This is a genomic window from Nonomuraea composti (assembly GCF_012034275.1).
GTDB lineage: Bacteria > Actinomycetota > Actinomycetes > Streptosporangiales > Streptosporangiaceae > Nonomuraea > Nonomuraea composti.
This window is the reverse complement of the sequence record NZ_JAATEP010000002.1, coordinates 285359-308931: the sequence shown is the minus strand read 5'-3', so window position 1 is coordinate 308931 and position 23573 is coordinate 285359. Positions and strand designations below refer to the sequence as shown.

General features: G+C 71.9%; 19 protein-coding genes and 1 pseudogene. 8 read left to right on the top strand and 12 right to left on the bottom strand.

Annotated features, from left to right (window positions below; all coding sequences use genetic code 11):
• Positions 1–6 precede the first annotated feature (6 nt).
• Positions 7–2028, top strand: coding sequence for a beta-galactosidase (locus HCN51_RS04240; protein WP_240972396.1), 2022 nt, complete (start codon positions 7–9; stop codon positions 2026–2028).
• A 120-nt stretch (positions 2029–2148) separates the two neighbouring features.
• Entirely contained in the window at positions 2149–3375 is a 1227-nt protein-coding gene (locus tag HCN51_RS04235; RefSeq protein ID WP_168006930.1) for an MFS transporter, read from the top strand.
• A 6-nt stretch (positions 3376–3381) separates the two neighbouring features.
• On the opposite strand, the gene HCN51_RS04230 is transcribed toward HCN51_RS04235, so the two are convergent.
• Entirely contained in the window at positions 3382–4341 is a 960-nt protein-coding gene (locus tag HCN51_RS04230) for an aminoglycoside phosphotransferase family protein (protein ID WP_206066539.1), read from the bottom strand.
• Between the two features lie 337 nt (positions 4342–4678).
• Here HCN51_RS04230 and HCN51_RS04225 point away from each other — a divergent pair, with 337 nt between their 5' ends.
• Positions 4679–5422 carry an alpha/beta fold hydrolase gene (locus HCN51_RS04225; protein ID WP_168006928.1) on the top strand — a complete coding sequence of 248 codons (744 nt, stop codon included), beginning with the start codon at positions 4679–4681 and terminating at the stop codon, positions 5420–5422.
• Positions 5423–5554: 132 nt separating this feature from the next.
• On the opposite strand, the gene HCN51_RS04220 is transcribed toward HCN51_RS04225, so the two are convergent.
• A complete protein-coding gene (locus tag HCN51_RS04220) occupies positions 5555–6322 on the bottom strand; it encodes a class I SAM-dependent methyltransferase (protein ID WP_168006926.1) in 768 nt (255 codons plus the stop codon).
• A 354-nt stretch (positions 6323–6676) separates the two neighbouring features.
• A pseudogene (locus HCN51_RS04215) lies at positions 6677–7645 on the bottom strand (RNA polymerase sigma factor); the annotation flags it as partial.
• Positions 7646–7788: 143 nt separating this feature from the next.
• Between HCN51_RS04215 and HCN51_RS04210 the strand changes: the two are divergent.
• Entirely contained in the window at positions 7789–8490 is a 702-nt protein-coding gene (locus tag HCN51_RS04210; RefSeq protein ID WP_168006921.1) for a TetR/AcrR family transcriptional regulator, read from the top strand.
• Positions 8491–8770: 280 nt separating this feature from the next.
• On the opposite strand, the gene HCN51_RS04205 is transcribed toward HCN51_RS04210, so the two are convergent.
• From HCN51_RS04205 to HCN51_RS04195, 3 genes are all read right to left on the bottom strand, one after another.
• Complete coding sequence (locus HCN51_RS04205; RefSeq protein ID WP_240972394.1) at positions 8771–9814, bottom strand: winged helix DNA-binding domain-containing protein; 1044 nt, start codon at positions 9812–9814, stop codon at positions 8771–8773.
• A gap of 196 nt (positions 9815–10010) precedes the next feature.
• Positions 10011–11441 carry a WS/DGAT/MGAT family O-acyltransferase gene (locus HCN51_RS04200; RefSeq protein WP_168006917.1) on the bottom strand — a complete coding sequence of 477 codons (1431 nt, stop codon included), beginning with the start codon at positions 11439–11441 and terminating at the stop codon, positions 10011–10013.
• A 43-nt stretch (positions 11442–11484) separates the two neighbouring features.
• Positions 11485–12540 carry a winged helix DNA-binding domain-containing protein gene (locus HCN51_RS04195; RefSeq protein WP_168006915.1) on the bottom strand — a complete coding sequence of 352 codons (1056 nt, stop codon included), beginning with the start codon at positions 12538–12540 and terminating at the stop codon, positions 11485–11487.
• A gap of 9 nt (positions 12541–12549) precedes the next feature.
• Here HCN51_RS04195 and HCN51_RS04190 point away from each other — a divergent pair, with 9 nt between their 5' ends.
• Entirely contained in the window at positions 12550–13728 is a 1179-nt protein-coding gene (locus HCN51_RS04190) for a cysteine desulfurase-like protein (RefSeq protein WP_168006913.1), read from the top strand.
• Here HCN51_RS04190 and HCN51_RS04185 read toward each other — a convergent pair whose 3' ends face one another.
• Genes HCN51_RS04185 through HCN51_RS04170 form a run of 4 tightly spaced genes read right to left on the bottom strand, consistent with a single transcriptional unit; the run spans position 13729 to position 17592 of the window.
• Positions 13729–14553, bottom strand: coding sequence for a sugar phosphate isomerase/epimerase family protein (locus HCN51_RS04185; protein WP_168006911.1), 825 nt, complete (start codon positions 14551–14553; stop codon positions 13729–13731). It abuts the gene before it with no gap.
• Complete coding sequence (locus HCN51_RS04180) at positions 14550–15386, bottom strand: carbohydrate ABC transporter permease (protein ID WP_080037722.1); 837 nt, start codon at positions 15384–15386, stop codon at positions 14550–14552. Before HCN51_RS04180 ends, HCN51_RS04185 begins: the two co-directional genes overlap by 4 nt.
• The gene (locus tag HCN51_RS04175; protein WP_155126758.1) at positions 15380–16267 is read right to left on the bottom strand and encodes a carbohydrate ABC transporter permease; all 888 of its coding nucleotides are present in this window, start codon (positions 16265–16267) and stop codon (positions 15380–15382) included. Before HCN51_RS04175 ends, HCN51_RS04180 begins: the two co-directional genes overlap by 7 nt.
• Before the next feature lie 11 nt (positions 16268–16278).
• Positions 16279–17592 carry an ABC transporter substrate-binding protein gene (locus tag HCN51_RS04170; RefSeq protein ID WP_168006909.1) on the bottom strand — a complete coding sequence of 438 codons (1314 nt, stop codon included), beginning with the start codon at positions 17590–17592 and terminating at the stop codon, positions 16279–16281.
• A 259-nt stretch (positions 17593–17851) separates the two neighbouring features.
• Between HCN51_RS04170 and HCN51_RS04165 the strand changes: the two genes are divergently transcribed.
• Genes HCN51_RS04165 through HCN51_RS04155 form a run of 3 tightly spaced genes read left to right on the top strand, consistent with a single transcriptional unit; the run spans position 17852 to position 20851 of the window.
• Entirely contained in the window at positions 17852–18853 is a 1002-nt protein-coding gene (locus HCN51_RS04165) for an SIS domain-containing protein (protein ID WP_168006907.1), read from the top strand.
• 4 nt (positions 18854–18857) lie between these two features.
• The gene (locus HCN51_RS04160; RefSeq protein ID WP_168006905.1) at positions 18858–19715 is read left to right on the top strand and encodes a PfkB family carbohydrate kinase; all 858 of its coding nucleotides are present in this window, start codon (positions 18858–18860) and stop codon (positions 19713–19715) included.
• A gap of 32 nt (positions 19716–19747) precedes the next feature.
• Positions 19748–20851: a LacI family DNA-binding transcriptional regulator gene (locus tag HCN51_RS04155; protein WP_168006903.1), complete on the top strand. Its 1104-nt coding sequence runs from the start codon at positions 19748–19750 to the stop codon at positions 20849–20851.
• Here HCN51_RS04155 and HCN51_RS04150 read toward each other — a convergent pair.
• Positions 20832–22439, bottom strand: a complete 1608-nt coding sequence (locus tag HCN51_RS04150) for a helix-turn-helix domain-containing protein (protein ID WP_168006901.1) — start codon at positions 22437–22439, stop codon at positions 20832–20834. The two genes, HCN51_RS04155 and HCN51_RS04150, sit on opposite strands and share 20 nt — an antisense overlap.
• Positions 22436–23548, bottom strand: a complete 1113-nt coding sequence (locus HCN51_RS04145; protein WP_206066538.1) for an S-methyl thiohydantoin desulfurase family protein — start codon at positions 23546–23548, stop codon at positions 22436–22438. Before HCN51_RS04145 ends, HCN51_RS04150 begins: the two co-directional genes overlap by 4 nt.
• Positions 23549–23573: the final 25 nt, after the last annotated feature.

Below are 23573 nucleotides of genomic sequence, written 5' to 3'. Positions count from 1 at the left end.
AGTGGCATGTCACGTATGGAGAATTTCCGCCGGCGGGTGGGCGGGCTCGCGTTCGGCGGCGACTACAACCCCGAGCAGTGGGACCGCGAGGTGTGGCGGGAGGACGTCCGGCTGATGCGGGAGGCCGGCGTCAACACCGTCAGCCTCGGCGTGTTCGCGTGGGCGTCGCTGGAGCCGGAGCCCGGCACGTACGAGTTCGGCTGGATGGACGAGATCATGGATCTCCTCCACGAGAACGGCATCAGCGTCAACCTGGCCACCCCCACGGCCGCGCCGCCCGTCTGGCTCACCCACCTGCACCCCGAGGTGTTCCCGATCAGGGAGGACGGGCACCCGTTCGGCTTCGGCAACCGCCTGCACTACGACCCGTCATCGCCGATCTACCGCGAGTACGCCGCCAAGATCACGACCAAGCTGGCCGAGCGTTACTCCTTCCACCCGGCGCTGGCCATGTGGCACATCAGCAACGAGTACGGGCCCACGTCGTACGGCCCGGCGGCCGCGGCGGCGTTCCGCACCTGGCTCCAGCGCAGGTACGGCACCCTCGACCGGCTGAACGAGGCGTGGACGACCCGCTTCTGGGGGCAGGTCTACACCGACTGGGAGCAGATCGACGTCCCGCACATCCCCCGCACCTGGATGAACCCCACCCGCCGGCTCGACTTCAAGCGCTTCACCTCGGACGCGCTGCTGGAGTGCTACCTCGCCGAACGGGACATCGTGCGCTCCTTCCGCGATGACCTGCCCGTGATGACCAACTTCATGCGGTTCTTCCGCCACGCCGACTACTGGAAGTGGGCGCCGGAGGAGGACGCCGCCGCGCTCGACATCTACCCCAACCCCGCCGACCCCGGCTCCCACGTGTCGGCGGCCTTCAACTACGACCTGTTCCGCTCGCTCAAGGGCGGGCAGCCATGGATGCTGATGGAGCAGTCGAGCAGCGCGGTCAGCCAGTGGGCGCTCAACGTCGTCAAGGAGCCGGGGCGGATGCGGCTCGGCTCGCTGCAGGCGCTGTCGCGGGCGGCCGACTCGGTGATGTTCTTCCAGTGGCGGGCCAGCCGCGGCGGGCAGGAGCGCTTCCACTCCGCGATGCTGCCGCACTCCGGGCCCGACTCGCGCACGTTCAGGGAGATCACCGACCTGGGACGGGAGGTCAGGCGGCTCGCGCCCGTCGCGGGCACGACCTCCCGCTCGGAGATCGCGATCGTCTTCGACTGGGACGGCTGGTGGGGCCTGGAGGAGGTCTTCGGCCTGCCGCGCTCCGACTTCAGCTACACCGACACCGTGATGCGGCACTACACGCCGCTGTGGGAGCGGCACCACGCCGTGGACGTGGTCGGCCACCACTCGCCGCTCGACGGGTACAAGGTGCTGATCGTGCCGAACGCGTACCTGATCGACGACGCGGCGGTGGCGCGGATCCACGAGTTCGCCAGGAACGGCGGGACCGTGATCATGTCGTTCTTCTCCGGCGTCGTGGACGCCGACAACCGGGTCCGGCCGGACGGCTACCCCGGGGCGTTCCGCGAGCTCATCGGCGCCAAGATCGACGAGTACTGGCCGGCCCGGCCGCACGAGGAGTTCGCCGTGACGTTCGCCGACGGGCGGCGCGCCACGGCGACCTGGTGGCGCGACGACCTGCACCTGGAGACGGGCAAGGCCCTGGCCACGTACGCGGACGGGCTGCTGGAGGGGCGGGCCGCCGTCGTCGAGAACCAGTACGGCGACGGGCGCGTCGTCTACTTCGCGACGCTGCTCGACCAGGAGTCCTTCGACGCCACGGTGGCCCAGGTCGTCGCGGAGGCGGGCGTACGGTCGCGCTTCGAAGGAGTGCCGGCGCACGTGGAGTGCACCGTGCGGGGTGACGACGCCCACGAGTACGTGTTCCTGCTCAACCACAGCGCCGAGGCGGGCGCGTCCGTCCCCCTGGGAGGGGAGGGGACGGACCTGCTCACCGGCGAGGCGGTGGCCGGCGAGGTGCGGCTGGCGCCGCTCGGGGCGGCGGTCGTCCAGGTCGCGCGCGCCTGATCGGCCCCGGGGCGGGGGGCGCCCGCAAGCGTCCCCCGCCTTCACGCACGCTCGGGGACACCCGCAAAAGGGGAAAAACACGTTGCCATGTGCTCCCCAGGACCCTATGGTCTTGCGCTCGTGACTAGCGTGGTGGAACGGGTCCTACCGGCCCGGCTGGGGACCGGATTCCGATGGCTGCTGGCGTCGAGCTGGCTCACGAACCTGGGGGACGGGCTCGCGGCCGCCGCCGGCCCCCTGCTGATCGCGACCCTGACCCGCGACCCCCTGATGATCTCGCTGGCCGCCCTCGTGGGCTGGGCGCCGCCCCTGCTGTTCAGCCTGTACGCGGGCGTGCTGTCCGACCGGCACAACCGGCGCACCATCGTCCTCGTCGCCAACGTCGCGCGCGCCCTCGTGCTGGCGGCACTCGTCGCGCTCACGGCGACCGGCACGCTCACCGTGGCGACCGCGCTGGCGGCGCTGACGCTGCGGTCCGTCGCCGAGGTGTTCGCCGACAACGCGACCGCCACGCTGACCCCCATGATGGTCGAACGGGACGACCTCTCCCTCGCCAACGCCCGCCTCGGCACCGGATTCATCACGCTCAACCAGCTCGCCGGGCCGCCCATCGGCGCGGCGCTGTTCGGCCTCGGCATGGTGTGGCCGTTCGCGAGCCAGCTGCTGCTGGTGGCGGCGGGCATCGTCCTGGTCTCCCGGATCACGCTGCCGCCCCACGGCCGCCAGGCCGGCGACCCCAAGCCCGACACCCTACGCGAGCTGATCGCCGGATTCCGCTGGACGCTGCGGCACGCGGCGGTCCGCACGCTGGCGCTCACGATCCTGATCTTCAACTTCACGTTCGGCGCCGCCTGGTCCGTGCTCGTCCTCTACACCCAAGACCAGCTCGGCCTCGGCGCCATCGGCTACGGCCTCATGGCCACCATCGAAGGCATCGGCGGCCTCATCGGCACCGCCCTGTACGGCACCATCACCCGCAGGCTCAGCCTCGGCGCGCTGATGCGGATCGGGCTCATCATCGAGACGCTCACCCACCTCGGCCTGGCCCTGACGCACACGCCGTGGGTAGCCGGCGGCATCTTCCTCGTCTTCGGAGCGCACGCGTTCATCTGGGGCACCACCTCCGTCACCATCCGGCAACGCGCGGTCCCGCGCGAGCTGCAGGGCCGGGTGGGCAGCGTCAACACCATCTGCGTGTACGCCGGGCTCGTGGTCGGCTCGCTGATCGGCGGGATGCTGGCCACCCGGTTCGGCGTCGCCGCGCCCTTCTGGTTCGCCTTCGCCGGCTCCGCCGTGTTCGTGGTGGTGCTGTGGCGGCAGCTCATGCTCATCGCCCACGACGACTGACGCTCTTCACGGCATCCGGGACACGACGAAGTCCTCGTACCCGTCGGGCACCCGCATGCCCCTGGACGCCATCCACTGCACCCGGCCCGCACCCGTCAGGGCCAGCGTCGCCCGGTACCCCAGCTCGACGTCCGCCCTCGCGAACCGCTCCGCTCCCGCCAGGTAGGCGTCCAGGGGGTCGGTGAACGTGCTGAGCGCCAGCGCGGCGAGATCGGCCCCCACCGGGCCTGCGCTCAGCGTGGCCCAGTCGAGCAGCACGGTCATGCCGGGCGCGGCGGACGGGCGGGAGGCGGGGGGCACCTCGGTCCCGCTGGTCAGGCCCGGCGCGGCGATGATGTTCCCGGCGGAGAAGTCGCCGTGCGACAGGACCACCGGCAGGCGGGCCAGCAGGGCGAGCAGCTCGTCCCGGCGACGCCACAACCGCTCGATCCGGGGATCGGCGTCCACGGGCGTCCACGTGGTGGCACGCACCCGCTGGGCGAGCTGATGCCCACCCAGCCACGGCACCTCCGGCACCGGAGCCGCCGCCTGCCACTCCCCCAGCCTGCCCGCCGCCACCTGCGGATCCTCGGGCGCGCCCGGGACGTCCTCCAGATACAGCACGTCGTCCACGACCCCGTAACAGCGGGGCGCGGACAGCTCGGGGCCGGTGGGCAGCAGGCCGCTCGCATACGCCAGGGGCTCGCGCCGCCAGTACGCCCAGTGGCGGGGATCGCCCGCGAACGGGGCATGACGGCCGGTGCGGACCGGCCGGAGTTCCTTACGCACGACCCTGAACGGCACCTCCTCCGCCCCGCACCTGGCCAGGCCGGTGAGGCGGGTGAGCGCCGAGGTCGCGGCACCGCTACTGCCGCGCATCGGCTCCGCGCGGCCCCCCACGACCACCCCTCCGGGCCGCCCGAGAACCGCCGCCAACACACCCTCCGGCAGCGCCCCCTCCCCGAGCCCGCCCTCATCGTTGCTCAACGGGTGCTCCTCGGCGCCCACGTCATGGGCCCTCCCTTGGCATTCCTTGAAGGCGGTCGCGGCGAGGACCTGGACCCGCCGGAGGGTCTCGGGCAGGAGGCCGGTCCGCTTGACCACCAGTCTCCGGCCCGCCAAGCGCCTCCCGTCCGGACCGGCTGTGCCCCGAAAGCCGCCAGGACGTCGGAAGGTGGCGGCCCGTCCGGCGGAGGTGCGGCCATCGTGACGCCGGGCCGTACGTCTCTCACGTACGCCCACGTTATGGGCCACCCGAGTCATCCGCAGCTCAATATCGGGGCGTACCGTCACAGACGGGGGCCCTTCACGGGAGGAGCAGATCATGACTGTGGTGCTGGTGCACGGCGTCCCGGAGACGCCGTCCGTCTGGGATCCGCTGCGCGCGGCCCTGGGCCGGCAGGACGTGCGCGCGTTGCGGCTGCCCGGTTTCGGCGGCCCGCGTCCGGACGGGTTCGGGTCGACGAAGGAGGAGTACGTCGCCTGGCTGGCCGGTGAGCTGGAGTCGATGGGCGGCGAGGAGATCGACCTGGTCGGCCACGACTGGGGCGGCGGCCTGGTGGTGCGGCTGGTCAGCCTCCAGCCCGAGCTCGTCCGCTCCTGGGTCACCGACGCCCCCGGCCTGGGCCATCCGGACTTCCAGTGGCACGACCTCGCCCGGTTGTGGCAGACGCCGGGGGCGGGCGAGCAGTTCTTCGAGCAGCTCGCGGCGACTCCGGTGGAGGCGCGGGTGGGGGCGTTCGAGGGGTTCGGCGTGCCGCGCGAGCACGCGGCGTCGATCGCGGGCGGGATCGACGCGGTGATGGGCGAGAGCATCCTGGCGCTGTACCGGTCGGCGGTGCGGGTGGCGGAGGAGTGGTCGCCGGCCTTCACCGACATCCCTGCGCCGGGGCTGGTGCTGCTGCCGTCCGAGGATGCGTACCTGCCGGCGGACGTGGCGCGCAGGAGCGCCGAGCGGGCGGGCGCGACGGTGGCCGACCTGCCGGGGCTCGGCCACTGGTGGCTGCTCCAGGATCCGGCGATGGCCGCGGCGAAACTGGCGGAATTCTGGAGGGGCGCGGACAAGTAGCCCGAGCGTTCGGGACGCGGGAGCGGGCTGAGCGCTTGGGGCTCGGCGCAGGTGCGCTTGGGGCTCGGGGCGGGTGCGCTTGGGGCTCGGCGCAGGTGCGCTTAGGGTGCGCGGCCCGATATCGGGGCCGGGCTATGCGGGTGGGCGCTTGGTGAGGCGGAGCTTCGACTGCTTGTGCGGCAGTCGTTCCCAGTCCTCCATGAACGTGGCGTCGAAGCCGTACCTCCCGGCCAGCGCGACGAGCGTTTCTGTGCGGTAGTAGAAGTCCTCCCGCAGCACCTGGTGCTCGCGGCCCTCGGTGCGGTCGAAGGTGAAGTCGAACCACGCCCCCGGCCTCATCACCCTGCCCACGTGCGCGAAGCACTCCTCGATCACCTCCAGCGGTGAGTGCGAGAAGACGCTGTGCGCGTGCACGACGTCGAAGTGGTCGTCGGGCAGGAAGGCGAGGCGCAGGTCGCGTACGGGCGTGAGGTGCGGCAGCTTGTCCGCCAGGCCGTGCCGGACGATCGTGTCCTGGGCGGCCATGAGGATGTCGGGCGAGATGTCGATGCCGTAGTAGTTGCCGGTGTGCAGGTAGCCGATGAACAGGTGGCCGGCCCGCAGGTTGCCGCAGCCGATCTCCAGCATCCGGCACTCGGGCTTGAGGCCGTGCTCCACCAGGTAGTCGAACTGCATGCGGCCCACCGCGAGCCACCGCCGATGGTTGTGCGAGCCGACGGCGCCCTCGGGGTCGCGGGCCGTGTCGGACCTCATGACGGCCCGGTAGTAGCCGATGTGGTCCCGGGTGCGCAGCCTGAACCAGGTGTCGCGGGCCAGCCGCCGCAGGTGGGGGATGATCTTGTGCGGGTTTTTGACGGCGTACGTCAGTTGGTGGACGAGGCTCGATCGGGAACGTTTCACCTTTGGGAATCTAGGTCAGGCGGGCGGGCGGCCATAGGACTGTCACGCCACTCTTGATTTCCCGTTTGCGCAGCCTTTCTCTCACCCCGCCCCTTCTCCCCCGGGTAAGGAGAAGGGCCACCCGCCCTTGTCAGGCGTCCGGCACGACCGTCCTGAGGAAGGTGCGCAGCGGGGACGCGCGAAGGCGGCCCGCCGAACGCGAGCAGGCGAGCAGGCGGCATCGTGCGTGACCGTTCGGGCGCGGGCATTCCGAACGCGACCGTCGTACGTGCCCTCAACCAGGGCATTTCGAGCGGGACCGTCGGGCGCGGAACGTTCGAGCCGTTGGGCGAGAAGCCTCCAGGCGGGGGCTTTCTAGCTCAGGTAGTCGCGCAGCGCCAGGGAGCGGGACGGGTGGCGGAGTTTGGACATGGTCTTGGCCTCGATCTGGCGGATGCGTTCGCGTGTCACGCCGTACACCCGGCCGATCTCGTCGAGGGTCATCGGCTTGCCGTCCGTGAGGCCGTACCGCATGCTGATCACGCCCGCCTCGCGCTCGGAGAGCTGGTCGAGCAGGGAGCGGAGCTGCTGCTGGAGCAGCGTGAAGGAGACGGCGTCGGCCGGGGAGACGGCTTCGGTGTCCTCGATGAGGTCGCCGAACTCGCTGTCGCCCTCCTCCCCCAGCGGTGTGTGCAGGGAGATCGGCTCGCGGCCGTAGCCCTGGACCTCGATGACGCGATCGACCTCGAGCTCGCTCTCCTTGGCGATCTCTTCGGGGGTGGGCTCGCGGCCGAGGTCGCTCTGGAGCCGCCGCTGCACGCGTGCGACCTTGTTGATCAGCTCCACCATGTGGACGGGGATGCGGATCGTGCGGGCCTGGTCGGCCATGGCGCGGGTGATGGCCTGCTTGATCCACCAGGTGGCGTACGTGGAGAACTTGTAGCCGAGCTGGTAGTCGAACTTCTCGATCGTCCTGATGAGGCCCAGGTTGCCTTCCTGGATGAGGTCCAGGAAGAGCATGCCGCGGCCGGTGTAGCGCTTGGCGATGGAGACCACCAGGCGCAGGTTGGCCTCCAGCATGCGTCGCTTGGCGCGGGTGCCGTCGTCGGCGATCCATTCGAGGTCGGCGCGCAGGTCGTCGGGCAGGTTGTGTTCGGTGTCGAGCCGCTCCCTGGCGAACAGCCCCGCCTCGATGCGCTTGGCCAGGTCGATCTCCTGCTCGGCGGTGAGCAGGGGGACGCGGCCGATCTCCTTCAGGTAGGCCTTGACCGAGTCGGCGCCGACGACGGTGCCGCCGTCGGCCCCGGCGTCGGCGGTGGTGTCGTCCAGCTCGAGAACCTCTGCTGCTTGGGACAAAACTCTCTCCTCGCTCGCGTTGGATGATGGACGGCGGCCTAAACTTAGGTCGCACCTAACTTTAGGTCCCCTTCAAGGAAGGGTCAACCTAAAATAAGGTCGAACCTAAGAATTTATGGAAGACTACGGCCATGAGCACCGACACCTTGGGGTTGAGGGAACAGAAGAAGCGAGAGACCCGGCAGGCCATCTCTGACCACGCTACCCAACTGTTCCTGGAACGTGGCTTCGACGGGACGACGATCGCCGACATCGCCGCCGCCGCCCGGGTCGCCAAGATGACCGTGACCAACTACTTCCCGCGTAAAGAGGACCTGGCACTCGACCACCACGAGGAGTTCGCGGCGGGCCTGGCCGAGACCGTCGCGCATCGCCCCGCCGGCGAGTCGGCGCTCGGGGCGGTGCGGCGGGCGTACCTGGCGGCGCTGGAGCGGCGCGACCCGGTCATCGGCTTCACCGGGCGTGACTTCGCCCGCATGATCGCCGACAGCCCTACCCTGGTGGCACGGCTGCGCGACCTGCACGACCAGCGCGAGGAGGCGCTGGCCCGGCGGCTCGTGCAGGAGGAGCCGGGGGATCCGGTGACGGCGCGGGCCGTGGCGGCGCAGATCGCCGCCGCCGATCGGCTGCTCTTCCGCGAACTGCAGGCCCGCATGCTGGGGGCCGGGCCAGACACAGCGGGCGCGGGGCCGGACAGGGCAGACGCGGGGGCGCACAAGGCGGGCGGGGGTGCCGGGCTGGACGAGGACGGTATCGCCGCCGCGCTCGGGGAGATCGCCCGCCGGGTCTTCGACCTGCTGGAGCCGGCCATCGGTGGGTTCGCCGTCCGTTGACCGCGCGACCAGGCCGCGCCCATCGCAGGCGAGCAGAAGGAGCGCAACCGGCGTGGTCGCGCGGGAAGGTGAGGTGCGAAGGCCGAGTGAGGTGCGAAGGCCGAGTAGCGCGCCAAGGTCCACTCGCGCAAGGAATCCCAGCGGTGCGGAGGCCCCGAGGCGCGCGGAGGCGCGGCGGTGTGCTGGGACCGGGTGGTGAGAGCGGGCAGGCGGGGCAAGCGGGCCCGCCGGAGCAGGCCGCGCCAGCGGGCCAGGCACAGGGTGAGGGCCCCGCGACCCCTTACGAGCTCGTTGTGGGGCTCCTGGGTGGTGACCATGCGATCTCCCCTTCCTCCACCCCGGCGAACGCCATCAAGCGTGCCCCCTCGGCGGCCAGCTCTCCCATCACCTCGTCGGTCAGCGGGTGGAAGGGCTCGACCGTCAGGACGCCGTTCTTAAGGTCCCACATGCCACCGACAGTTCCGTCGACGAGGAAGGTGGGGTAGATGACGGCGCCGACGCACACGGCTTTGCGCTGGTCGGCGGTCATCATGCGGGTGCGGTCGGCGAAGGCGACGATGAGGTTGTCGAACCACGGGAGGAAGCGGACGGGGGCCGGTACGTCCTCGGGGGCGAGGGGTGCGTCCGGCAGGTCGAAGAGGAGGCGTCCGGAAATGTCGTGATAGCGGCGGAGGCCGGGCATCGCTTCCATGACCTCGCGCAGTCGCGTCAGCCCCGACCACATCTGTACGTCCATCACGCTCGCCGGGCCGAACGCGGCCAGGTAGCGCGCCACCAGCCGCTCCACCGGCGGCGCGGGGTCCAGCGGGCGGCCGAGCCACTCCTCCGCGAGCGTGAACGGTGTCGGCCCGCCCTTGCCCCAGATGCCGTTCGGGGGCGTGTGCACGATCGGTACCAGCGCCTGCGCGGAGAAGCCCAGGGCCGTCGGGTCGACCTCCGGCCACCGCTCCAGGAGCAGGTCGCGGAGTTGCGGGCGGGTGAGCGTGCGGCCGGTCAGGTGGCCGCGCGTCAGCGTCGCCAGCTCGTCGAGGTCCACCTCGCGCATCAGCCGCCCGAACGCCGCCTGCCGCGTGCGGGACAGGATCACCTGCGTCAGCGGCCGGATCCAGACGTAGTCGTCGGCGAGCGTCAGGTGCTGGGTGCCGCGCAGGAGGGAGCCGCGCACCACGCGCCTGTCGTACAGGAGGGAGGCGAGGTCGTCCTGGGTGAAGGAGGCCAGGCGGGTCCACAGGCCGATGTACGGCGCGTCGATCTCCTGCCCCTGCACGGCCACCAGGCGTTCCACGGCCTCGGCGGCGGACAGCTCGGCCCGGTTGAGCAGCATTTGCCGTTGCAGGGTCGTACGGTTCAGCTCGCGGGGCGAAAGCACACGGGGCGGAAGCACACGAGGTGAGAGCCCCCGAGGTGAAAGCTCGCGGGCCGCAGTCTCGTGGGCCGCAGTCTCGCAGGTGGCGGGCTTCCGGGTGGCGGGCTTCCGGGTGGCGGGCTCGCGGTTCAGCGTCATGAAGGCAGCGTAGAAACTATTGCGGCAAGGTTCCTTCCGCGTTGCGGAGCTCTTCGAGGGCGTCGCGCAGGTGGCCGGCCAGTTCCCACGCGTCCGGCACCATCTCCCGGTCGGTGACGATGCCGATGTCGAGCGAGCCGTCATAGGAGAAGGCCGTGATGTTGACGCCGCCGCTGACCTCGGTGATGACGGAGACGGGGTAGTGGTTGAGCAGCCGGGCGCCGCACACGTACAGGGGGAACTGCGGTCCGGGCACGTTCGAGATGATCACGTTGATCGGCGGCGCGGCCTGGCCGACCAGGGCGAACGCCGAGCGGGAGGCCAGCCCCATGAGGGCGGCCGGCATGGACTCGCTGAACTCGCGCAGCCACCGCGCGGGCGCGAGCGAGAACCGGTCCTTGATGCGGTGCATGGCGTGCCGTACGTGGTGCAGCCGGGCGGCGGGGTCGGGGACGTGAACGGCGAGCGGCGCGGTCATGAGCGCCACCTGGTTGCCCGGTCCCTCGTCACCGGCCGCGCGCAGCGAGAACGGCACGCCCGCGACGAGCGGCTGGCGTGGCACGCCGCCGTGTGCGGCCAGCCAGGCGCGCAGCCCGCCCGCGCACACGGCCATGACCACGTCGTTCACCGTGACCCCGAACGCCTTGCGGACCTGCTTGATCTCCTCCAGCGGCAGCGAGACGAACGCGAAGCGCCGGTGCCCGGACAGGGGGCCGCTGAACGGCGTCCTGGGGGCGGGCAGTGCGGGCAGGTCGGGTACGCGGCCGGTGCCGCCCAGGCGGCGGGCCAGGTCGGACACCAGCGCGGTGCCGGGCAGCCAGGACACCACGGGGATCTCGTCGAGGTGCGGGACGGCGCGGGCGGCGAAGCGTACGGCGGCGGCGGGGTTGCCGGCGAGCCTGGCCAGCCCGCGCGCCACCATGGTCAAGGGGCCGGGCGGCGGCTCGTCCCGGTCGGGCGGGCCGGCGGGCGGCGGTGCGGGCTCGGGCGTGAGGTCGAGCAGCGCGGCCAGGACGTCGGCGCCGCCGATGCCGTCCACGGCCGCGTGGTGGATCTTCGTGTAGAGGCCCATGCGCCCGCCGGACAGGCCGTGGATCAGGTAGATCTCCCACAGCGGCCGGCCCCGGTCGAGCCGCCGCGCGTGCAGGCGCGAGATCTGGTCGGCGAGCTGCCGGTCGTCGCCGGGCGGCGGCAGGCCGATCTCGCGTACGTGGTAGTCGAGGTCGAGATCGTCCTCCTGCTGCCAGTACGGGTGGTCCAGCCCCAGCGGCACGGGGGCCAGCCGGCGCCGTAGCGCGGGCACGTACGGGAGCTTGCGTTCGAGCAGTTCTTGCAGGTCGGCCCGGTGCAGGTCGCCTTCGAGCACGGCCAGGCCGGCGATGTTGGCGATGTTCGTGGCGGTCTCGAAGTGGAGGAACTGCGCGTCCAGGGCGGAAAGCTGTGGCATCGTCACACCTCCGCCCCGAACCAATCAGACTCGGCCCGCCGCATCAAGGGCCAGGAAGCTCAAGGGTCAAGGAGGTGGCGTCCGGCTCGGCGAAGGCGAGCAGGCGCAGGCCCTCCTCCTCCAGATCGTCCAGGTCCGTCTTGCCGAACGGGGTGACCAGCAGCGTGGCCTTCTTGCCCGATCGCTTGATCTGCCAGGTGCCGGCCGCGAAGCCGTCGACCAGGTAGACGGCCCTGACGCGCAGGTTCTTGGTGGCGACGAGGCTCTTGTGCTCGTCGGCCAGGACGCGGGTGCGGTCGTCGTGGCCGAGGATCAGCGTGTCGAAGTCGGGCAGGAACCGGACGGGGGCGGGCACGTCACCGCCCGGCCGGGGCGCGCCGGGCAGGTCGAACAGCTCGCGCCCGGTGAAGTCGGTCAGCCGCTCCAGGTCCATGCCGGTCATGATCTTTCGCAGCCCGCGCAGCCCCGACCAGGTCTGGACGTCGGCGGGGGTGGCGGGGCCGAACGCCGCCAGGTAGCGCTCGACCAGCGCGGTCACGTCCGCCGCCGCCATGGGGAGGCCGGGCAGGCCGAAGGCGGGCTCGCGGGGGTAGCTCCACCGGTCCTGCGTCGGCTCGACGACGAGCGGGGTGAGCATGCGCACGGCGTACCCGAGGGCCCGGTCGTAAGCTCCGGGAAACTCCTCCAGCAGCTTCGGCCGCAGCTCGTTGAACGTCATGGGCCCCGCCGCGAGCAGCCGGTGGGCGGCGGCGGCGACCGCGTCGAAGTCGACCTCGGGGAAGCGGCGGGCGGCGGCGGCCAGCACCGGCGCGACCACCGGCCGGAACGCGGCGAAGTCGGCGGCCGTCATCAGGTGGAGGGTGGCCCGCCACATGGTGGCCCGCACCAGCGTGCGCGCGTGCACCGCCGCGTGCAGGTCCTCGCGCCGGAACCCCTCCAGCCGCGTCCACACCCCCAGGTACGGCGGCCGCGGCTCCTGCGCCTGCAGCCCGACGAGCCGGTGCACCACGCCGGCCACGTCCCCTTCGTGCCGCGAAACGCGGGAGAGCAGGTGCTGGCGGGCCAGGGTGGCACGGTTGAGGTCGCGCAGGCTGAGCATCTACATATCATGCCCTTCCCCATCAAAGAGGTACGCGCCACGTACCCTGCCCTCGCCGACGGCTACGCCTACCTCGACGGCGCCGCCGGCACGCAGACCCCCCGCCCCGTGATCGACGCCATCGCCACCGCCTATAGGACGGGGATCGGCAACGCCGGCGGCGCCTTCCCGGCCAGCCACCGCTCCGACGCCATCGTGGCCGCCTGCCGCGCCGCCGTGGCCGACCTGGTCGGCGGCCAGCCCGGCGGGGTGATCCTCGGCCCGAACATGACGACGCTCACCTACCGCCTGTCCAGGGCGCTGGCCGGGCCGGGCGACGAGGTGGTGCTCTCGCGGCTCGACCACGACGCCAACGTGCGCCCCTGGACGCAGACCGGCGCCACCGTGCGCTGGGCCGAGGTGGACCCGGTCACCGGCGAGCTGCCCGTCGAGCAGTACGCCGGCCTGATCAACGAGCGGACGAGGGTCGTGGCGGTCACGGCGGCCAGCAACATCCTCGGCACCCGCCCCAACGTGGCCGCGATCGCGGAGCTGGCGCACCGGGCCGGCGCGCTGGTGTACGTGGACGGCGTGCACGCCACCCCGCACGGCCCTGTGGACATGCGCGCGCTGGGCGCCGACTTCTACGCCACGAGCGCGTACAAGTGGTCGGGCCCGCACGTCGGCGCGGTCGTCGCGGACCCGGCGCTGCTGGAGACGATCAGGCCGGACAAGCTGGCCTCCTCGCCCGACACGGTGCCGGAGCGGTTCGAGACGGGCACGCTGCCGTTCGCCGACCTCGACGGGGTGACCGCCGCCGTGGACCATCTCGCCGCGATGGTGCCGGGCCAGGGCAGCCGCCGCGAGCGCCTGCTGGCCTCGATGGCCGCCGCGGAGGAGCACGAGCTGGGGCTGTTCGCGGCGCTGATCGAGGGGCTGGAGACGATGCCGCACGTCACCCTGTACGGCAAGCCCGCCAGGCGCACCGCGACCGCGTACTTCAACGTGGCCGGCCACACCCCGCGCCAGGTCGCCGAGCACCTGGCCAGGCAGCATGTGAACGTGTGGAACGGCCACAACTACGCCTGGGAGCTGACGGGCGTGCTGGGCATCCGCGACTCGGGCGGCGCGGTCCGCGCGGGGCTGGTGCACTACAACGACCGCTCCGACGTGGACCGCCTCCTGGAGGGGGTGGCCCGCCTGGGGTAGTCAGGAGGCGCGCACGGCGTCGAGGCAGCGCTCCACGGCGGGCCTCGGCGCCATGGCGTAGGTGCCGTCCCCGAACAGCTCGAACGTCATGAGGCCGGCGTACCCGCGCCGGTCCAGGGCCTCCAGGTAGGCGGCGAGCGGCAGCTCGCCGTCGCCCCACGCCAGGTGGCCGGCGGGCCGGCCGTCGATGAGGTGCACGTGCCGGACGCGGTCGCCGAGCGCGTCGAAGTAGTCGTCCACGCTGTCGCCCGCGACCGCCATGGCGACGGTGTCGAGGACGGCGGCCAGGTTCGGGGCGCCGATCTCGCCGATCATCGTGGCCAGCGTCCTGGCGTCGTTGACCAGGTTCGACTCGACGCGTTGCAGCGCCTCCAGCACGCACGTCACTCCGAGCGTCTCGGCGTAGGCGGCGATCTCGCCGATGGCGTCGGCGGAGCGGCGCCAGGCGGCCGGCACCGGCTCGTCCTCGAAGCCGCGTCCCGGCGTGAGCAGCAGCAGCTCCGCACCCAGCTCGGCGCACAGCTCGGCGGCGCGCCGGAACATCGCCACGCTGCGCGCCCGCAGCGCCGTGTCGGGCGAGGCCAGGTTGACCGGGTACATCACCTGCTCGGGCGTGAGGCAGGCGACGGTCAGGCCGCGCGACCCGGCGCGGCGGCGGATGGCGCGCGCCTCGGCGTCGCTCAGCTCGGGGACGTACAGGTGCGGCGCGATGCCCCACAGCTCCAGCCGCTCCCGGCCGAGGTCGGCCATGTCGTCGAGGAAGCGGTCGAACGGAAGGTGCTGGTAGGCGAAGTTCGACCCGGTGAAGCGGGCAGGCTCGATCATTTCCCGATCCCATCTGCGAGGCCCTTGACGATGTAGCGCTGCCCGAGGAAGAACAGCAGCACCACCGGCAGCGCCGCGATCACCATCCCGGCGAACACGACCGGGTACTCGGTGCCGTGCTTGCTCATCAGGCTGGTCAGCCCGACGGGCAGGGTCTGCACGCCGGAGCCGCTGGTGAAGATCATGGCGAACAGGTACTCGTTCCAGGTGAACAGGATGTGCAGCAGCACCGTCGAGGTGAGGATGGGCTTGCACATCGGCAGGATGATCCGCCAGAACGCCGTCCACCGGCCGGCCCCGTCCATCTCGGCGGCCTCGTCCACCTCGCGGGGCAGGTCGATCATGTACGCCCTGATGAGGAACGTGGTGAACGGGATGCGGAAGGCGGTGTAGAGGATCAGCAACGCCCAGAACGTGTTATAGAGCCCCATGGCCTGGAACAGCTTCACCAGCGGCACCAGCGCCACGGTCGGGGCCAGCATGAGCCCGCCGAGGATGACCGCCGTGAGCGTCTTGTTCAGCGGGATGTCCACCCGGGTCAGCCCGTAGGCGGCCCAGGCGCTGATGAAGACGGTGGCCACCGTCGAGGTCAGCGTGACGAGCACGCTGGTGGTGAGGTAGTCGCTGACGCCGCGGTTCCACGCCTTGACGTAGTTGCCGAAGCTCCAGTCGAGCGGCAGCGCGAACGGGTCGCCGAACAGCTCGGCGTTGGTCTTGAACCCGTTGAGCGTCATCCACAGCAGCGGGTACACCACGACCACGGCCAGGGCCAGCAGGAACGCCCACATGAAGACGCGGGCGATCACTCCGAGGAAGCTCAGGCGCGTCACCATTCCACCCTTCTCCTGCGGGTGACCCACAGCTGCGCCACCGCGACGGCCAGCGTGATCACGAACAGCACGGTCGCGATCGCGGCGGCGTAGCCGAAGTTGTTGCGGACGAACCCGCTGCGGTACAGCCAGGTGCCGAGCACCTGCGTCGAGTTGTTGGGGCCGCCCGCCGTCATCACCATGACCTCGTTGAACACCTGGAACGCGCCGGACAGCGTGACGATCGCCATGAGCCCCGTCATCTCCCGCACCAGCGGCACCGTGATGCGGAAGAACCGGCCGACGGCGCCGACACCGTCGATGGCGGCGGCGCCGTAGATCTCCGACGGGATGCGCTGGATCGCCACCGCGAACAGCAGCGTCGAGTAGCCGAAGCCCTGCCACTGGCTCATCGCGATGATCGACGACATGGCGGTGCTCTCCTGGCCCAGCCACGCCTGCGCGAGCTCGCCGAGCCCGACGGCTCTGAGCGCGTGGTTGAGCGGGCCCAGGTTCGGCTCGTAGATGAAGTAGAACAGCAGGCCGGCGACGGTCAGCGAGATGGCCGACGGGATGAAGTAGATGGCCCGCAGCGCGCGCTGCCACCGCTGGCTCCGCACGCCTTCGATGAGCGCGGCGAGCAGGAGCGCGCCGAACACCTGGAACACGATGGAGACCACCGCGTACAGCGCGTTGTTGCCCAGCGACGACCAGAACACCGGGTCGTCGACGAGCTTGGTGTAGTTGTCGAGGCCGACGTACTCCTGGCTGCCGCTGTAGATGTCCCACTTCAGCGTGCTGAACTGGAGGTTCTGCACGAGGGGGAGGTAGACGAAGACTCCGACGAGCACGAGGGCGGGGACGACCCACGCGAGCCCGAGTGTCCTTCGCAGGGTGGCGCGCACGCGTGGCTCTCCTACTTGGCGGCGTTCGAGGCTTGGCGGACACTTTCGAGCACCTTGTCCGCCGTCGAGCCGCCGCTGATGAGCGCCTCACCGCCGGCCAGCCAGGCGTCGGCCACCTCGGGGACGGTCACGGTGTCGAGCCAGATCGCCAGCTTGGGCGCCTTGTTGACGAGTTGCACGCCCTCGTAGACGGCCTTGCTGGAGGTCTTCTCCGTGACGGCGCCGACGACGGTGCTGGGCTGCCCGTACGGCGGCGCCGACAGCGTCTTGGCGTTGTCCAGGTTGGTGACGAACTTCATGAAGTCGACCGCGAGCGCGACCCTGGGCGACTTGGCGTTGATCAGGTAGCCCTCGGGCGAGCCCTCCAGCACCGAGCCGTCGCCCGCCGCGTTCTTCGGGACGGGGAGCTGGAAGATGCCGAAGTCGGCCGGCTTGACCTTGGCCGAGGTGGCGTTGTCGAACTCCAGGATCTCCTGGTAGTACATGGCGGCCTTGCCGTTGGCGAACGCCTCCTGGGCGGAGCTGTAGAGCACGCCGTTGGTGCCGCTCTTGGTGTCGGTGCACTGGTCGACCAGGGTCTTGAACTGGTTGAGCGCGGTGATGTAGCCGGGGTCGTCGAGCTTGGCGGTGGCCGGGTCGAAGTCGGCCTGCAGCGTGGCGTCGGGCACGTTGTAGGCGAAGAGCTGCTGCAGGTAGTGCAGGGCGGGCCAGCCGTCCTTGTTGCCGAACGCGATCGGCTCGTACCCGGCCTTGCGCAGCGGCCCGCAGGCGGCGATGAGTTCCTCGAACGTCTTGGGCACGGCGACGCCGGCCTTGTCGAAGGCGCTCTTGCTGTAGCCCATGAACTTGCCGTTGCCGTACAGCGGGATGCCGTAGTTCTTGCCGTCGCGGGCGAAGGCGGCCAGCGAGCCGGGGCTGAACGTCTTGCCCCAGGGCGTGTTCGGGCCGATCACCGCGGTCAGGTCGGCCGCCCGGCCGCCGCGGATGTAGTTGTCGGCCCAGTTGCCGGTCCAGGTGAAGTAGATGTCGGGCAGCGCGTCGGAGGCGGTGAGGGTCTTGAGCTTGTCCTTGACGCTCTGGTCGGTCTCCTGGATGAGCTCGAACTTCACCTGCGGGTGCTGCTTGGTGTACGCGGCGGCGAGGTTCTCGAAGTAGGGGCCCGTGGGGTCGCCGGCGAACTTGGTGAGAATGCTCAGCGTGCCGGAGAACTCCGGCTTGGCGGCGGCGTCGGCCTTGGGGGCCTGGGTGGTTCCGCCGCCGGAGCAGGCGGCCAGCGTAAGTGTCCCGAGGAGTGCCGCGAACGTCGGCAGGGCGCGAGGGCGCATGGGCTTCCTTTCTCCACCGGTGCGTGGTGTTGGCCGACCATACAGCTCGCCTGATACCGGTACCAGACCCGTTCACCAAGATCTTTCATTCGTTAACCTCGCGTGACCTAGCTGGAGCCGGTGTAGTCGCAGCTCAGAAGAGCTGGATCGAAATCGGATGTTGACGTCGCGAGCGAGCGTGTGCCAACGTGACCTCCGCGTGATACCGGTATCAGGTCCCGATCAGGCGGCCGCCGGATTCTTGTGAAAGGACGCGACCATGCTCGGATTCAACGAGCCGGAATTTCTTGCCCAGACCGCGAGCGCGGTGGCCCTGCGCCCTCAGATCGAGGAGCTGGTCGACCGGCTCGTGGACGAGGGGTTCGACACGCTGCTCCTGGTCGGAGCCGGCGGCACGTACGCGCAGATGTGGCCGTACGAGCACCTCGCCCGGCGCACCTCGACCCTCGACGTGCGCGCCGTGATCGCCGCCGAGCTGATCGCCTCCGGTGACGCCCGGCTGGGCGAGCGCACCGTGGCGCTGTTCACCTCCGTCTCCGGCACCACCGACGACAGCGTGCGGGCCATCGAGTACTGCAAGTCCAAGGGCGCGTACACGATCTCCTTCACCGGCCACCCCGACTCCCCCGTGGCCACGAAGGTGGACACCGCGCTGATCTCCCAGCCCAAGACCTGGCCGTTCGACTTCCAGCTCCTGCTGTTCATGGGCCGGCTGCTGGAGCGGCGCGGCGAGTTCGACGGCTACGCCAAGCTCGCCGGCGAGCTGGCCGGGATCCCGGAGATCCTGGTCGAGGTGGCCAGGCAGGCCGAGCCCGTCGCCGCCGCGTTCGCCGACGCCCACAAGGGCAGCGACTACTACTTCCTCATCGGCGGCGGCAACCTCTGGGGCTTCACCTACCTCTACTCCATGTGCATCCTCGAGGAGATGCAGTGGCTGCGCACCACCCGCGTGCACAGCGCCGAGTTCTTCCACGGCTCCCTGGAGCTGCTGGAGGAGAACACCAGCGTGATCATCTTCCAGGGCGAGGACGAGACCCGCGCCCTGACCGACCGCGCCGAGTCCTTCGCCAAGCGTGTCTCCAAGGACGTCACCGTCTTCGACACCCGCGACTACCCGCTCACCGGCATCAGCCCCGAGTTCCGCGGCCTGCTCGCGCCGCTCGTGCTCGACACCGTCATGAGCCGGGTCAGCAAGCACCTGGAGCGGGTCCGCGACCACTCCCTCGACCTGCGCCGCTACTACCGGGTCATGGACTACTGAAACGATGAGAGTGCTCGGCTTCGGCGACAACATCGTCGACCGGTTCGTCGACCGGGGGATCGAATACCCCGGCGGCAACAGCGTCAACGTCGCCGTCTACGCCCGCAGGCTCGGCGTCGAATCCGCCTACCTGGGCGTCTTCGGCGACGACGAGCTCGGGGCCTTCCTGCGTGAAGCGGTCGCCGCCGAAGGCGTGACCGTGGAGCGCTGCGTCGTCCGCGCCGGCGAGAGCGGCGTCTCCCGGCTGCGGGTGGATGACGGCGAGCGCGTCTTCCTCGGCTGGAACGGCGGCGGCGTCACCGTGCGCGAGCCTCTGACGCTCGACGACGGCCTGCTCGGCTACGTCGGCGGCTTCGACCTGGTGCACTCGAGCGTCTACTCGCGCAGCGAGCCGGAGCTGCCCAAGCTGGCCGGGCTCGGCCCCCTGGTCAGCTTCGACCTGTCCAGCGAGGAGGAGTACCGGGACCCGGCCTACCTCGACCGCGTGTGCCCGCACGCCGACCTGGTGCTGCTGTCCTGCTCCCACCTCGACGCCGGCGCCACGGCCGACCTGCTGGCCGACGCCGTACGCCGGGGGGCCGGGCTCGCGCTCGGCACCCGCGGCGTCGCCGGCGCCGTCGCCTTCGACGGGAAGGTCACCGTGTCCGCCCCGGCCCGGCTCGCCGAGGCCATCGTCGACACGATGGGCTGCGGCGACGCCTTCCTCGCCGGGTTCGCCGTCTCGCTGCTGCGCGACGGCTGGACCACCGGCCGGCCCCCGGCGCCGGCCGCCATCGAGCGGGCGCTGCACCAGGGCGCCGAGGCGGCGCACGCGCAGTGCTTCGTCGAAGGCGCCTTCGGGCACGGCCGGGCCTGCGCGTAGCTAGCATGATTCAGTGACGAGGGACGGGATCCATGCCGACTGACCGCGGCCAGGCGGGGCCGACGATCTCCGAAGTGGCGGCGGAGGCCGGCGTCGGCAGGGCCACCGCGGCCCGCACGCTCGGCGGCTACGGATACGTCAGCCCCGAGCTGCGCGCGCGGGTGCTCGCGGCGGCCGAGAAGCTCGGCTACCGCGCCAACGCGCTCGCGCGCAGCATGTCCACCGGGGTGAGCCACACCCTGGGCGTCATCGTGGCCGACATCGGCAACCCGTTCTTCGCCGGGCTCCTGCGGGGCGTCTCCGACACCTCGCGGGCCCGGGGGTTCGACGTGATCGTGCTGAGCACGTACGAGAACCTCCAGGCGGAGGTGGCGGCCACCGACGTGCTCATCGACAAGCGCGTCGACGGCGTCATCGTGGCCTCGGCCGCGCTCGGCCGCGACCAGGCCGCCCACCTGCGGGCCGCCATCGACCGGGGCATCCCGGTCGTGCTCGTCGACCGCGCCGTCCCGTCGCTCGACCTCGACTCCGTCGTCATCGACAACCGCGACGCCGCCCGTCAGGCCGTCGAGGTGCTCATCGCCGCCGGGCACCGGCGCATCGGCTTCGTCTGGGGGCCGCCGGTGCCGGAGCCGCCCGCCACCCGGCGCGAGCTGCTGACGGCCGCCTCACGCAACCTCTGGACCGACGGCGAGCGGCTGCGCGGCTACCTCGACGCCCTCGACGACGCGCACATCCCGTTCGACCCGCAGCTCGTCATGGTCGGGCCCAAGACCGAGGAGCGGGTCGTCACCGAGGTCGGCCGCATGCTCGCGCTGCCCGACCGGGTCACCGCCGTGTTCTGCTCTGAGACCGACGGCATGACCGGCTCCCTGCGCGCGCTGCGCCGGGCCGGGCTGTCCTACCCGGAGGACGTGGCGCTGATCGGATTCGACGACAGCGCCTGGGCGGCGGTGATGGAGCCGCCGCTGACGATGATCGCGCAGCCGGTGCACGAGCTGGGGGCCAAGGCGGCGGAGGTGCTGCTCGACATCCTGGCGGGGGCGGAGCCGGCCCGGGAGATGCACACGTTGCGGTCGCGGCTCATCCAGCGCGCCTCGGTGGCGCCTCCCAGACCTAGCGTCCTGGAAGGGTGACGGTGCGGCAGGCCAGGTGGAGGGCCAGGCGTTCGTCCCGGTGGCCGAGGTCCACGCCGAGGAGCCGTTCCACGCGGTCGATGCGGGCCGTCACCGTGTTGCGGTGCACCCCGAGCACGGCGGCGGTCTCCGCGATCGACGACTCCGCGTCCAGGTAGGCCGACAGCGTGCGGATCAGGTCGCCGGGCTGGTCGCGCAGGGGCGCGAGCAACGCGCGGGCGGCGGGCTCGAAGGTGTCCGTCCTGGTCCACTCCAGCAGGAGCTGCGCCATGCCGAGCTGGTCCACCTGGAGGAAGTAGCCCGCCTCGGGGCGGGTGGCGGCGAGCCTGGCCGCGTCCGTGGCCTCCGCGACCGTGCCCGCCAGCCCCTCCGGCCACGGGTGCGGGCGGCCCACCCCCATGTGGTCGGCGATCGAGCCGCGCAGCTTGCGGTGGGCGGCGCGCAGCCGGGCCGCCAGGGCCCGCACCCGCGCCGGGGTGGGCTCCTGGGCGAACGTCGTCCAGCCCGTCCAGCCCTCGCCGTGCTCCACCACCACGGCCTCGACGCCCTCGGTGCGCAGCACGCGGGAGATCTCCGCCGTGTACGGCACCAGGTCGAGCGTGGGGACCGCGCCGATGCGCAGGCCGACGTGCCAGCCGCCGAGCTGCCAGCCCGCGTCCGCCACCCGCCGGCGGAGCTGGGCCGACGGCTCGGCGTCCAGGCGCAGCAGGTCGCCCAGCAGCGCGGTGCGGGCGCGGGCGTCGCGCTCCAGCTCCAGGCGGTGGGCCAGCAGCCAGCGCTGCACCGCCGCGGCCGCCACGGCCAGGGCGGGCGGCACGATCTCGGCCCTGGCCGCCGCCGTGCCGCGCAGCTCGGCCACCAGCCAGAGCGTCGGGCGCGCGGGGTGCGGCAGCAGCGCCGGGTGCGCCAGGAGCACCCCGTCGGCCAGCGCCACCCGCTGCGGGACGAACTCGTCCACGCGTACCTGCCCGGGCTCGGCGATCTCCCCCGCCAGCGGCTGTCCCCGGTCGTCGAGCAGCGCCACCGGCACCCTGAGCAGGTTCTCCAGCCTGCGCACCACGTCCTCGGGGGTGTGGGTGCGGTTGTCGAAGGCGCGGTGCGCGGCCAGCACGAGGCGGGCCCGGTCGATCTCGGGCTCGGCGAGCAGCAGCCGCGCCGCGACCACGAGGTCCAGCGGGTCCGCCCCGTCCGGCGGGGAGCTGCTGAAGGCGCCGAGCAGCGGCAGCCCGAGGCGTTCGGCCAGGAGCAGCGTCGCCCGCGACACCTCCGCGGGCTCCGACACCCTGCCGCCCGCCGACGACCCGGCACCCGCCGTCCGGGCAGTGGCCGGTCGGGTGGCGCAGGGGACGAGGACGCCGGCGCCGCCCGCGTCCACGGCCCGGCGCAGCAGCGCGTCCAGGCGCCAGTCGGCGGGCTGGGGCGGGGCGGTGACGATGATCAACTCGTCCGCGGTGACGGTGTCGGCGGCTCCCGGGTCGGCGATGGGCCGGACGGTGCGTACCGGCGCGTCGAGCCCGGCCGCCCCGGCGAGCACCCGCACCCGGCCGCTCCACTCCGGCAGCGCCAGCAGCCTGCGCACGCTGGTCATCCACGCACCTCCGAACGATCCGCCGTCGGCCCCCGCTCCAGCAGGACCGGGTCGGAGTCGAGCCCGTAGGCGCGGGGTGCGAGGACGGCGATCCTGCGCGGATCGGTCCAGAACGGTGAGATCGCCACCTGCAGCACCATGACCTCCATCCCTGCCCGTACGGTGTCTCCGGCGATCGGCACCCCGGTCCGCCGGTCCAGCACCGCGATCACGTCCGGCGTGGACGCCACCACCAGCCCGTCGCGCAGGGCGAGCAGGTACTCGTTCTCCATCTCGACCCGCAGCAGCTCCCCCGACCGGTGCCCGGCCAGCGTGACGCTGCCGCGCGCGAACCCCGGCCGCCCGTGCACCTCGGGGCCGGGCCGCCGGGTGACCTCGACCACGCGCCCCACGGACAGCACCCGGCCTCCGGTGGCGGCGGCCAGGCGTTCGGGGTCGGGCGACTCGCCCAGGGCGAGGATCCGCCGGCCGAGCCGTACCGCGCCGGACACGGAGCCGGTCACGCAGGAGGCGGCCAGCTCGCGAGCGGGGACGGGCGCGAGGGCGAGGGCGGCCCAGCCGCCGGCGGTGGGCAGGAAGGTGCGGGCGGTGCGCTCCAGGTCGGCGGGCGCGCCGGTGCCCTGGACGATGACCTGCCCGCTCGGCTCGGCGAGCGCGGCCGGGGTGAGCGGACGGCCGGCGGCGGCGAGGGAGAGCTGGTCGAGGCGGGGCAGGCCGCGCCCGGACAGGTCGGCGTCCACCGCGCCGAGCTCCAGGTCGCAGGCGGCGACCAGCGGCAGGACGCCGTTGAGCCCGCCGATCTCGATGGAGACCAGCGCGTCGGCGCGCTCGCCCGTCCAGCGCTGGATGGCTTCGACGGCGGCGGCGACCTCGTGGCCGCCGGGCAGCTTCTCGGCGAAGACGGCGGTGGCGCCGACCACGCCGACGGGCACGACCCGCGCGTCGGGCGGCAGGGAGGTGAGCGGGCGCACGGCGACGTCCAGGCCGTCGGCCAGCCGGCGGCGCAGCAGCGTGGCGGCGGTGCGGCTGTCGCCGCCGCCTCCCGAGCCGAGCACGGCGACGCCCCGCTCCAGCGCGTCCACGTCCGGCAGGTCGATGCGCGGCATCATGCCCTCAGCTTGCCGTACGAGGTCA

Excerpts from the sequence above, each read along its gene's own strand:
- HCN51_RS04165 (WP_168006907.1), top strand. The coding sequence starts at position 17,852 with ATGCTCGGATTCAACGAGCCGGAATTTCTTGCCCAGACCGCGAGCGCG.
- HCN51_RS04240 (WP_240972396.1), top strand. The coding sequence starts at position 7 with ATGTCACGTATGGAGAATTTCCGCCGGCGGGTGGGCGGGCTCGCGTTC.
- HCN51_RS04210 (WP_168006921.1), top strand. The coding sequence starts at position 7,789 with ATGAGCACCGACACCTTGGGGTTGAGGGAACAGAAGAAGCGAGAGACC.
- HCN51_RS04195 (WP_168006915.1), bottom strand. The coding sequence starts at position 12,540 with ATGCTCAGCCTGCGCGACCTCAACCGTGCCACCCTGGCCCGCCAGCAC.
- HCN51_RS04155 (WP_168006903.1), top strand. The coding sequence starts at position 19,748 with ATGCCGACTGACCGCGGCCAGGCGGGGCCGACGATCTCCGAAGTGGCG.
- HCN51_RS04145 (WP_206066538.1), bottom strand. The coding sequence starts at position 23,548 with ATGATGCCGCGCATCGACCTGCCGGACGTGGACGCGCTGGAGCGGGGC.
- HCN51_RS04185 (WP_168006911.1), bottom strand. The coding sequence starts at position 14,553 with ATGATCGAGCCTGCCCGCTTCACCGGGTCGAACTTCGCCTACCAGCAC.
- HCN51_RS04150 (WP_168006901.1), bottom strand. The coding sequence starts at position 22,439 with ATGACCAGCGTGCGCAGGCTGCTGGCGCTGCCGGAGTGGAGCGGCCGG.
- HCN51_RS04190 (WP_168006913.1), top strand. The coding sequence starts at position 12,550 with ATGCCCTTCCCCATCAAAGAGGTACGCGCCACGTACCCTGCCCTCGCC.
- HCN51_RS04160 (WP_168006905.1), top strand. The coding sequence starts at position 18,858 with ATGAGAGTGCTCGGCTTCGGCGACAACATCGTCGACCGGTTCGTCGAC.
- HCN51_RS04170 (WP_168006909.1), bottom strand. The coding sequence starts at position 17,592 with ATGCGCCCTCGCGCCCTGCCGACGTTCGCGGCACTCCTCGGGACACTT.
- HCN51_RS04180 (WP_080037722.1), bottom strand. The coding sequence starts at position 15,386 with ATGGTGACGCGCCTGAGCTTCCTCGGAGTGATCGCCCGCGTCTTCATG.
- HCN51_RS04205 (WP_240972394.1), bottom strand. The coding sequence starts at position 9,814 with ATGCTGCTCAACCGGGCCGAGCTGTCCGCCGCCGAGGCCGTGGAACGC.
- HCN51_RS04225 (WP_168006928.1), top strand. The coding sequence starts at position 4,679 with ATGACTGTGGTGCTGGTGCACGGCGTCCCGGAGACGCCGTCCGTCTGG.
- HCN51_RS04200 (WP_168006917.1), bottom strand. The coding sequence starts at position 11,441 with ATGCCACAGCTTTCCGCCCTGGACGCGCAGTTCCTCCACTTCGAGACC.